The organism is Bacteroidales bacterium (assembly GCA_035353855.1).
In the GTDB taxonomy this organism is placed as follows: Bacteria; Bacteroidota; Bacteroidia; order Bacteroidales; family CG2-30-32-10; genus DAOQAK01.
In genome coordinates this window covers 41,069-53,109 of the sequence record DAOQAK010000005.1, presented here as the reverse complement: position 1 = coordinate 53,109, position 12,041 = coordinate 41,069, and the positions used below count along the sequence as shown (strand labels likewise).

The 12,041-nt window shown below is 34.3% G+C and carries 7 protein-coding genes; 2 read left to right on the top strand and 5 right to left on the bottom strand.

From position 1 onward, the window contains the following. Window positions 1-22: 22 nt before the first annotated feature. Window positions 23-1,129 (top strand): endonuclease, encoded by a 1,107-nt coding sequence (locus PKK00_02130; GenBank protein ID HNW97193.1) that lies wholly within the window; start codon window positions 23-25, stop codon window positions 1,127-1,129. Between the two features lie 4 nt (window positions 1,130-1,133). Next, window positions 1,134-1,583, top strand: coding sequence for a 6-carboxytetrahydropterin synthase (locus PKK00_02125; protein ID HNW97192.1), 450 nt, complete (start codon window positions 1,134-1,136; stop codon window positions 1,581-1,583). An 11-nt stretch (window positions 1,584-1,594) separates the two neighbouring features. Here the strand turns inward: PKK00_02125 and PKK00_02120 are convergent, their stop codons facing one another. The 5 genes from PKK00_02120 to PKK00_02100 form a co-directional block, all read right to left on the bottom strand. Then, on the bottom strand, window positions 1,595-1,984 hold the full coding sequence (locus tag PKK00_02120; GenBank protein HNW97191.1) for a VanZ family protein: 390 nt from the start codon (window positions 1,982-1,984) through the stop codon (window positions 1,595-1,597). A 64-nt stretch (window positions 1,985-2,048) separates the two neighbouring features. Then, a complete protein-coding gene (gcvH, locus tag PKK00_02115) occupies window positions 2,049-2,429 on the bottom strand; it encodes a glycine cleavage system protein GcvH (protein HNW97190.1) in 381 nt (126 codons plus the stop codon). 104 nt (window positions 2,430-2,533) lie between these two features. After that, complete coding sequence (gene sprA, locus PKK00_02110; GenBank protein ID HNW97189.1) at window positions 2,534-9,805, bottom strand: cell surface protein SprA; 7,272 nt, start codon at window positions 9,803-9,805, stop codon at window positions 2,534-2,536. A 43-nt stretch (window positions 9,806-9,848) separates the two neighbouring features. Continuing rightward, complete coding sequence (gene ruvA / locus PKK00_02105) at window positions 9,849-10,451, bottom strand: Holliday junction branch migration protein RuvA (GenBank protein HNW97188.1); 603 nt, start codon at window positions 10,449-10,451, stop codon at window positions 9,849-9,851. 120 nt (window positions 10,452-10,571) lie between these two features. Then, window positions 10,572-12,029 carry an NADP-dependent malic enzyme gene (locus PKK00_02100; GenBank protein HNW97187.1) on the bottom strand — a complete coding sequence of 486 codons (1,458 nt, stop codon included), beginning with the start codon at window positions 12,027-12,029 and terminating at the stop codon, window positions 10,572-10,574. Window positions 12,030-12,041 lie beyond the last annotated feature (12 nt).

Genomic DNA, 12,041 nt, shown 5'->3' with positions numbered 1-12,041 from the left:
AATAATCTTATTTTTATTTATTATGATTAAAAAGATTTTTACATTTTGTTTTTTATTTTCATTTCTGTTGATCCCATTTGGGATAAAAGCAACAATCCCTCCGGGATATTATGATAGTGCGGCAGGACTTTCGGGCCTTGCTTTAAAAACAGCATTGTATAATATTATCAAAGGACATACTTCTGTTTCGTACGACCAGTTGTGGACTTCATTTCAAAGTACCGACAAAAAAGCTGATGGTAAAGTATGGGATATGTATTCCGATATACCGGGTGGAACAGCTCCTTATGAATTTACATTCGTTACTGATCAATGCGGGAATTACTCTGCGGAAGGCGATTGTTATAATCGCGAACATTCTTTTCCTAACAGTTGGTTTGGTGGAAGCGTTTCACCAATGTACACCGATTTGTTTCACTTAGTTCCTACAGATGGTTATGTAAATAACCGCAGAAGCAATTATCCTTTGGGTGATGTTGGCACTGCATCATGGACTTCACAAAATGGAAGTCAGCTGGGTTCATGTTCTGACGCGGGATATACAAGTACCGTATTTGAACCTGTCGATAGCTTTAAAGGTGATTTTGCACGTTCATATTTTTATATGGCAACACGATATGAGAATGTGATTGCAACATGGTATAGCAACTCTACCGAAGCTGATGCAATACTTTCAAATAACTCAGGATTGGTTTTCGAAACATGGTATATTAATGTGTTGCTTCAGTGGTGTGCACTCGATCCTGTGAGTCAAAAAGAAATTGAAAGAAATGATGCTGTTTATGCCATTCAGAATAACCGCAATCCTTATATCGACCATCCCGAATGGATAGATGCTATATGGGGACCAAATGCCGGTATTAAAAATAATATTTCTTCATCATTAAATATAAATGTATTTCCGGTTCCTTCAAATGGTCAGCTTACTATTCAAACTGATAATAAAGATTTACAAAATGTAAGCATTCAGATTTATTCACCTGACGGAAAACAAATTTTTGAAATTCATGAAAATATTTTAAAAGAAACTATATTTGACATTCCTGATGCTGATGATGGAATTTATTTTGTGAAATTCATTTGTGAAAAAGGAATTGAAGTAAAAAAAATTATTATTCAAAAAAATTAATTATATGTCTGTAATACGAATCACCAAAGAATTCAAATTTGAAATGGCTCATGCTTTATGGGGTTATGATGGTCCATGTAAAAACATTCATGGTCATTCGTATTATTTATATGTAACCATTTCTGGCAAACCTTTGAACGACCCGTCATCACCGAAGAATGGAATGGTGATAGATTATTCTGTTATTAAAAAAATTGTAAAAGAAAATATTACCAACTCGCTTGATCACGCATTATTATTAAATGCCAATACTCCTCACAAAGAGCTTGAAAAATTCAAAAATATGTTTGATAATATTGTATTAGTTCCTTTTCAGCCAACATGCGAAAATCTTCTTTCTGATTTTGCTTCAAGAATACAGAAACTTTTACCTAAAGAGATAAAATTATTTAGTCTCCGGCTTAGCGAAACAGTAACTTCTTTTGCGGAATGGTATGCTGATGATAATAAATAATTATAAAGTCTTTAATTATTTACTTTTTCTTTCCAGTAAATAAAATTGAAGGTAAGTAAACCCAGTAAACAGCCTATGGAATCAGCTATAATATCAATGATATCAGCTGTTCTATGAGTAAAAATAATTAATTGCAGCAGTTCGGTTATCACCCCATAAATAATTCCAAATACAACAGCATGCCATTTTGCATGATAATGCAGGTTAATGTAAGTATGCTGTTTTTTGAACCCGACAATTAAAAGAAGAACAAATATTCCAAATATAACAGAGTGAAATATTTTATCGGGTTGCAGTAACCTCCATAATGATACATCGGGTATGTTCTCTCCAGGTAATCCTATTAAAACCAATATAAAAAGGCCCCAAAGAATTCCCCATAAATTGTATCTGAAAAACATCCGGTTATATAATAAAAAAACCGGAAATATTTTTTCATATTTCCGGCCTGATGCATTAAATCAATCAATGAATTGTAAGTTCCTGATATCTTTCAGCAGTAAGAAGTTCGTTAATTTCTTCCGGTTTGCTGAGTTTAACTTTTATTATCCATCCTTCACCATAAGGATCTTTATTAATGAGTTCGGGTGATGTTTCAAGAGCAGGGTTGAATTCAAGAACTTCGCCTGATACAGGCATAAAAATATCAGAAACAGTTTTAACTGCTTCAATAGTTCCAAAAGCTTCTTCTTTTTCAATAGTTTCGCCAACAGTTTCCACTTCAACATAAACTACATCGCCAAGCTCCCCCTGAGCAAAGTCAGTAATTCCAACATATCCTTCACCACCTTCTACTCTTAACCATTCATGATCTTTTGTGTACTTTAAATTTTCAGGTATTTTCATTTTTCAATTAAGTATTGGTTACAGCATTCAAAATTACATTTTTTTTGAAATAAAATAAAATCCTGCCATTAATTTATGAAATATTCTTATAAAGATTGTAATGATTATTGTGCAAGAGTAAATTTCAGGCTGAATCCTGCATTTGTGTTAGCATTATAAAATTGTGTCTGTATAAACGGTTTCGTGATGATTTTATCAAAGAATATTTTTACTGTAAACTTACTGTTAATCATATAATCAGCAGAGGTATTAATGGTTATGATGCGCTGACCGGTAGAAACCTGGTTTAAATCTTCAAGAAGTTTTCTTAAAATGGTTTTATTGTTTTTAATCGATATATCGGATTTAATATTCAAATCACTCTTTAATTTTTTACTATGTCCGTTACGTCCTTTAAGGTTAATAACCACATCTTTTATCCTGTAGCCAAATCCAACAATATATTCGCTACTGTTAATATCCGTTAGCTGGTTATTTGCAAAACTCAATGACATGTTTCTGCTCTTTTTTATTTCAAAATTGGTCAACATGTTATTATTCCAGGTCATATCAATACCAATAAGCGGGCTGAACTGCTCGGTAATGGTTATTTGTCCTATTTCTCTTTGCGGAATAAAATTATTACTTAATTCATCTTGTACCACAGCACATCCATCATCGCTTTCTTTATAAAGAACATTGGTAGTGTATGCACCTACTGTATAAGTAGATTTATATGAATGGTCTACTGATGCTGATTTTAATAAATCGCTTAAAAAAGGAATTTTTGTCAAACCGTTATAAGTTATTTTCCAGTTAGGCATGGGCAAATCCTTTAATGAAAATTTTTCTTCAAAAGGTTTCAAAGAAATGGTTTTTGCACTTCTGTTAGTATATGCAGCAAGGAATGCAGGTATTAATACATCCTGCGATGTTGGACCATAGCCGGTTGGATAAAGTTCACCCGAAACAGTATCTTTTGTGTAAGTATGATCCCAGTTATTATTTTCTTCTGCAAGTCGTAAAGCTATTTGTAAGCGATAGTCTTTGAATTTTTCAAATGTTTCATTTGAATGTGTTTTTTTATCATCGATAACAAAGGCTGTGTTCCAGCTTAGAAATGAAACACTGTAATTACCGGATTCTATAGGATTAAATGACCTGAAATACCCGGAATCGTTATCAAATTTATAATATTCGGAATGATTTTTTGAGAATGTTCTGGTAGCTGAAAGCTCGATGTTCAATTTACTTACAGGTTCAATAGTAGCACGTGCTGTAAAGTTTTCGGTATATTTTAAGATATATGCATTATTTAGCATCGAGTCTGTTGAAAACCAACCATCAGCAATATTCCTTATATCGGTTTGGTCGCCGAAAACAAAACCCAGTCCCGGTGCAGGAATTCCATCTTTACGGTTCCAGTCCTGACCTAAAACAACAGGACTTGGTAAAAATCCGGGTATATAAGTTCCATTCCCCTGAGAGTATGCAAATGAAACCGTTTTAACTCCCATCAGGAATTTCAACAAGTTATCAGATAATGATTTTACAATATTCGTTTTTATCGTATCGGTCTTTGTTGAATCAGCATCTTTCTTTACTTTAGAAGGAGGCGCTTTGGTACTTGCCTTCTGCTGGTTTAATTTTTTCAGATAAGGAATCTTATTATATAAAGTGGTAAAATTAAAATTCCCGTTAAGCTGTTTATTGTTTGTGTTTTCAATAGTATTACCAAGCTTAGTAGCAGATAAAGGAGCTGCATCCCATGAATACCCACCGGTATATTTTGCTGTTGCCGTAACCCAATTTAATAAAGGAATTTTATTGATAGGTAATGAATAATTCACAGCTAAAGCCTGATCATAATTAGTCATACGCCCCAGGTTCTTTATATTACGTATTATCGAATCCTTCTTCCAATCCAAATCGGCATTAGCATTATCAATCTCACCGGGAGGTTCGTCAATACGTGCAATTGTATTGGCTGTAAAATCTACTTTCAGGTTTTGGGTAATATCCCATTTTAAACCATAATCACGATTCCAGTTAAAAGTTTTTACATAAGTAGGTTCAATTAATAATATGGCTTCGCTTTTATTCCGTAATAAGTTTTCACTATAACCTCTGTCAATATTTGTACGGAATGTTAAAGCTTTTGGCATTAAATTATAATTGAAATCTTTTACCAGTTTGAAAGTATTCTTAGATAAAAATTTCACCTTCGATAAAGGAGTATAATTTTTTGGAGTATTGGAATAAGTATATCCTACTTCACCAAAATATGTTTTTTTCCGGTCATAGTCTATATCAACATTTCTGTGATATTGTTCAGTGAATTTATAAGTAAGGTCGATATTTTCCACATCATATATATGTGCTTTTGTTGAAGTACCGGTTTTTTCTTTTTTCACATTAACAAAGTTCAAACTCTTGCGCATCGTATAATCCTGAACTAATTTTTTTATTGAGTCGCGATCACTTTTATTTTCGTATGAATTTAAATCATCTTTTAATAAGATATCGGGATCCAATGGATTATACTGCGGACTGCTTACAATTTCCGAGTAATCATAATGAAGAGGTATGGTTAATCCTGTTTTTTCAGGTAAGAATTTCCCTAATTCAATTTGGGTTGCTACATCATAAGATGCTGTGGTTTCTTTCAGTCTTTCATTCACTTTATCTTCAATACCTCCGAAACCTGGAGTTGTAATTTTTCCGGCAAGAGTAACACTACCTAAATCAGCAAGAGTAATATTAGCAGTAGAAGTAGCAGCCCATCCGCCATTTTCATCAAAATCAGTAAGCCTTAATTCATTCACCCAAACTTCTGCACATTTTGGCAAACCATCATCGCTGGGTGTGTTCATTGATTTTTTTGGATTTCTGATACCAATCATAATCACACGAACATCACTTAATGAAGGGGTACCTAAAACGGTAATTTTATTTCCTTTATCATCATAATAAGCATAAGGTGATAAAAGAGTAACTCCCGATCCATCCGTTCTCATATCAACATTACGCTGAAGTTTGGCTTCCTGGAAATCACTTAATACCACATCAAACATATTGGCAGTAGGCCATATCAATGTATCATCGTCAGCTGAAACATTCCATGCCGTTGGGGTTAAAGGAATTTCATATTCATAATAATTGCTGGTGAAATCAGTACCCAACCTCATAAACACAGTAAGATCGCCATATTTTAATGCATCTTCTACACCACTCGCTTCAGCATGAACAAACATTTTAATTTTTTTAAACTGGCGCATATCAAACTCGCATGTTTTATAACAAGCTCTTGCATCACCATCCAACAGATTGCATACTCTTAAAGAAAGTGATTGTTCATTCAATTGCTGTAAATTGGTAGTACCAAGGTTTATCTCTCTTTCAATACCAGGAGGAATGACATAAGGGATAGGTTCTTTTTTTGTATTTTCTTCAATGTTAACTACTGAAATATCAAAAGTGGTTTCGTTCACATTATCATCAGGAATATATTCGCCAGGCGATAAAAGTGAATAATTATATTTGCGCCATTCGCCACGAGAGAGTTCTAATGTGGCAAAACGTAAAACAGCATTCTCTGTCCAACCTTTCATAAACATACGCATGAAGCGAATAGATTTATAATCCTGTATATTACCTACCACTTTATCAGGACTGTGAATAGGAATTTTAAACTGATACCATTTTACTTCGGCAGAAGTTCCATTCTCTAATGTTTTTGTAACAGTATAAACATCTGTAATATAATTATCGCCTACCGTCATTTTATTCGGAACAAGTTGCACCCTGTATTGGAAATAACGTTCTGCTTCACTTAAAGTATTGTCACGGTTAATATCTTCAATGTTTGGAATAGTAGTGGCCTGAACAGGATAATTTTCAGAAACGGAACCATTTGGCACCTGTGAGCTTGTTGGCGAATTACCATCTATACCATTAAATTTTTTATACCTATCAAGAATACTGGTTTTTGAATTATCATAATCGGTTCCCCTGAAATAATGATAATCGTCAGAAGACGGGTCTTCTATTGCCTGCAGATATGCAGGGGAATTGCTTCCGAAAGCGTTATTTATTTTCTGAATATATGTTGTATCGAAAAATGTTTTCTCATCACTGTCCATTAAACCATCAAGACCAACATCCTGATATGGGCGGGACTCTTCGTTATTATCAAATGAATTAACAAGAGATTGTACTGTAGGAACGCGACCCCATATAGTTGTATCAACATTTGTTACAGTGGCAGAAATAGGTAATCCATTTTCATAACTTTTGCGGGAATCGCGTAAAACATCTTCGGAAACATCTCCTAAGTTAAAATACAAATCTCCACCATCTTGAACTGGCTGTAAAGGACCTGCACCATCAGGATCAATAAATGGGTCCATCATCCAGAATTCAATATATTCCATGTTTGTGCTTTCAAAATCAGTAGTTTCAATTTTACGCATGATACCTCCCCATCTCGTTTCAGGATTATTAAGTTTTCCATCGGAATTACATCCATCGGAATATACCGTTGGATTCACATCATAATTATATGGACCTCTTTCACCCGGATAATATGCCAGATTTAAAACAGCCAGAGAAGTTGGCTGATCGGTAGAACTTTCTTTTTTAGGGAAAACCTCCGTTTCTAAAATCATTCGAACATAATGATTTGACTGGTCATCTTTTGTAATATGATCTGGCGTAAGATTACTGTTTTTTACGAACAAGGGGTCAATAACATACCAGCAGAATTTTGCCCTGTTATATCCATATGCTAAACCCGTATTTAATTTGCTTTCGGGAAATAATGCACCATTTGTATTAAAATCCTGGGGTGTACTGGCAAGAAACCACGAGCTTATATTCTTCATATCAATTGACGATTTGCTTCCTTCAAAATCATCAATATAAGAAGTTCCTGTTTTACCTATAGCACGGGCATGACCGGGAATCAAGTGTGCAAATTCACCTGTGAGCGAAACTTTAGAAGGCGTTTTACTACTGTAGAATGGTAAAAGATCAACCATCCTGGTAATAAGATTTGATTCTTTTTCATAAGTTCCATTCAGCCCCCAAATTGTATTTGAAATAGGTTCATCTCCATAATTTATTTTTTGGGTAATTGGTCTTTCAGTTAGATTAAGTATCGTACCGCCAAGTGTAAGATTTTTATTCACAACATGGTCAATATGTGTACCCATTAAAGTTTTAGTTTGAATACTGAATGCCGAATTATTTTCAAGAGAAATTTGTAAAGGTGTACCTGAATTTAAAATTCCTTCATTAATAATTTTTACACGACCTAAAGTATAATCAACGGTATAATCAACATTTTCGGTAAGTTGAATTCCACCGGCGCTAACCTTTACCGAACCCTGAGGAACATTCATTGCATTCAATGATATTTCTGAACTTGATGATGATTTGTAAGTTCCCTGGATGTTGAATTTATTTTTATCCGGATATTGCTGTGCGCCTGTCTTTGTTAAAGTATACAAGGAATCAAAACAATATTTATCGGCAATAGCCTGGTCGGTAAAAAGCGCTCTTAAATCTTTTCCGAAGGGTTCAAGTACAGGAAAATATACTCGTCCGTTGGAAGCTTGAATTGTTCCACCTTCTGTAGCTGCTTTATCAATAAAATCAAACACTCCATCGGGAGTTGGATCAAGTTGTGTATTTAAATTATCGAGATTAAGCAATTTAATTATTGCAATACCACTTACATTGCCACTAGTAAAGAAACCAGCAGGGATACCGTTCTCCGCAGCGGTATAAACAACATTTAATCTAAAATCTTCACTGTTTACCTGGTAGGCTCCAATAGAATAAACATTTTTCATCATTAATTTCCATAAAGGAATTTTAGTATTCAGCGAAGTGCTTTTCAATAACTTTACAACTAAAGCATTTGGGTCTGCCAAATCTGTTGAAAATTCACCAACCCGGTATACTGAATCACTTCCAACTATTGTATATTGATATGCTACAGCCAGTGTTTGGTCTGCATTCAATGATGAATTAAGTGAAATAAAACCTAGCTTGCTATTGAAACTATATTCTGTTGGTAAAAGTTTTCGTGCAAGCTCTACCTTTTCATAATCCTGACCTGAAATAAAATAAAACGGGCTGCTTCCAAGATATGAATTAACCAAATTAATATTCCTGATTTTAGAAGTATCTATCAAATCTGTCATCAGGTTATTAGATTTATTAGAAGGAGGAAAATCTGTATAAGGACTAATAACAGAAGAATTATATGGATTATGTTCTCCAAGGTCCATAAATGCCACTATATTCCTGTTATCTGTTGTTGCAGCTCCAATATTTGTAACCCATACTTCTATTTTAGTAATATTAATATTGGAATTAACAATAGGTAATTCTTTTAAAGCATCATTATATTTATCACGAAAATATTGAGCAATAAAGAAATGTTTATTTTCTTCGTATTGGTCAGCTTTTACATCAAAGTCGTTGGTTTGAGCTCCACCTGAAACCTCAATTGTTGAAGTCTGGCTTTCTTGCTGCGAAAAAACGTTAGTTAATGTAGTTTTACCAAATTGAAGTTTGGTTTTTAATCCGAAAAGACTTTGGCTTCCTGAAATCAGGGTGCTGTTCAAAGGAAGCGTAACATCACCGGCTTCAATAAGTTTTACAATTTCATCTTCTTTCCCTTCATAGGCTAATTTCATTTTATTTTCAAATTCAAATGTTGCTTCGGTGTTATAGCTTGTACCAAGCTCAATCTTGTCACCGATTTTTGCAGTTACATTCATCTGAATTTTTTCCTGAAAATCGAAATTGGCTGTTTTCTTTTGTTTCACGTCCAGTGAAGGATCATCACGACGCATCGCATTTAATCCAAAAATCAATTCTGCCGAACCTTGCGGACGAATATCAATAGTGTTACTTCCGAAGATACCTTCAAATGCAGAACCTCCTACATGTATTTTTGGAATTCCGGATTTTGACCCACCAAGTCCGCTAGTTGCATTTCTTTCTTGCCAGTATTCTTTTAATGATTTATCAATATCATATTTTGAATAATCTTCAAACGACATACTGTTTGGTGGATTGATATCATAATTACCAACAGAATTTTTAAAAATATATGTATTTGTTTCGGGATCATAAATTACGCTGTCGGAAATATTTGAAGGATTATGTAAATATAACGAATGGTCATCCTGGTTTCCATCAAATGGATAATTGTATCCCTGGTTAAATGGATATTGAAGAGTGGTGTCATCAGGAATTGTATCGGGGGGTGTAATAAGTTTCTCGTAATTGCCACTAATAAAAGCAGCGTTCGATCCCCAGACAATTAAAAATAAAAATGCCAGGGTGAAAAATTGAACCAGATATTTTAATATTCTTACCAAAATTTTTTACTGTTCAGCTTAAACATTTTATACGGTAATTTGTTCATAAAAGTTTTAACGACTGCTTAATAATATCTTCCAGTGTAATGTTAACTCCTTCGTTCTTAATAACTTTATCAATTGCTTTTAATGCAGCATTGCGGTTAAAACCAAGCATAATTAATGCAGTTAACGCTTCATTACTTAAAGTATTGCCTACTGATGTTAAAATTTCTTTGGAACCTGAAATTTTAGAAATTTTATCACGCAATTCGATAATTATTCTTTGAGCCGTCTTTTCACCTATTCCCTTTACTTTTCTAAACGTTAAAATATCGCCATTAGAAATTGCTGAAACAGTTTCATTTGTTGTTAATGATGATAATATTAATCTTGCAGTATTATATCCTACTCCATTCACTGATATCAGTTCCTGAAAAAGCGAACGCTCATCTTCAGTGAAAAAGCCGTATAATACAAGTCCTACAGGGTTGGTAGCTTCTGATTTAATAGCAAGATGTGTAAATAATTTACATTTCAGGTTGATTTCCTTTAATTGTGAATAGGTATTCAAAGAGATATTCAGTTTAAACCCAACGCCACCACAGTCGATTACTGCAAGTGCAGGACTTTTTTCAACAAGTAAACCTTCAATGTATGAAAACATTTATTCTTAATTTTATTTATAACTCTTTTTAGTACTTACATTAACAACACCCAATAATCAATGATATCGAGATGTTTATTATTGGGTGTTGAAAATACTAATAAAATACTTTATTAATATTTATTTCTTAACCTGATTAACTGCCCAGCTAATGGCTTCCTGTAACATTTCCTGTGATGGTTGCTTTATATAACCTTTATCAACCAATGTTTCGGTCATGGCACGTGCTTGTTTTATATCGGCATCAGCTTTTGCAAAAGCTTCTTCGCGTGAAATTTTTACACGTGCAACACCGTCTTTAATAGCCTGCATTGCCACATCGGCAGCTTCTTCAGGAAATACACCGGCTTCGCTCATGGTTGGAACAATGTTCTCAGGATTTATTCCTCTTCTTTCGCCATAATCGGCCAATGAATGTGCAGCAGCAATAGCCATATTATCGGTAACTTTTTTTGCTTTAACAAGAAGGGCTCCTTTTAAAATTCCAGGAAATCCTATTGAATTATTTACCTGGTTTGGAAAATCGCCACGACCTGTAGCAACTATAAATGCTCCTGCTTCTTTTGCTGCATAAGGATAAATTTCAGGTATCGGATTGGCACAAGTAAACACTATTGCTTTCGGAGCCATGCTGCGAATCCATTCCGGCTTAACGGTATCAGGTCCCGGTGTACTTAATGAAATAAGCACATCAGCGCCTTTCATCGCTTCTTCAATAGTTTTTATTTTATTAGGATTAGTTTGCTCGCATAATTCCCATTTACGATAGAAACGGGTGTCTTTGCGAATATCTTCCCTATCGGTATTCAGAGAACCTTTCGTATCGAACATAACCATTTTCTTAGGGTCGCCACCATCTGTAATAATCAAACGGGCTATAGTTGTATTTGATGCACCTGCACCCATGAAAACAATTTTTACATCTTTTATTGATTTTTTAGCCAGTTTCAATGCATTAATCAAACCGGCAAGAGTAACACATGCTGTACCCTGTGCATCATCATGCCATACAGGAATATCACATTCTTCACGCAAAACATCAAGAACCTTAAAACAATTTGGCTGGGAAATATCTTCCAAATTAACTGCGCCAAAACTATGCTGACACATTTTTACGAAATCGATAATTTTATCAGGATCGTTTTTCCCGTTTTTATCACGACTGTCAACACATAATGCAACCGCATCAATTCCGCCAAGATACTTCATCAGGAACGCTTTACCTTCCATAACTCCTAATCCCCCCGGAGGTGTGCAATCGCCATCACCCAAAACGCGTGTACTATCGCTTACTACAGCCACAAGATTTCCCCGGTTACTTAATTCAAAAGAAGCATTATTGTTATCCCTGATATCTGTAGAAACCTTTGATACACCCGGAGTGTACCATACATTAAACCAATTAAAACCCGGTACCGGTGCTTTAGGAATGGTTTGGATTTTTCCTTCATAAAACTTATGAGCACTTTCAGCAAGTTTTTTTAAAAAAAGAGTTTTTGCCTTAGCAATTTGTTCTTGCGTAAAATTATCAGGAAAAGCTTTGTCCAGGTTTTCCAGGTTTAATTTAATAGGTTCCATATTCTTATATTT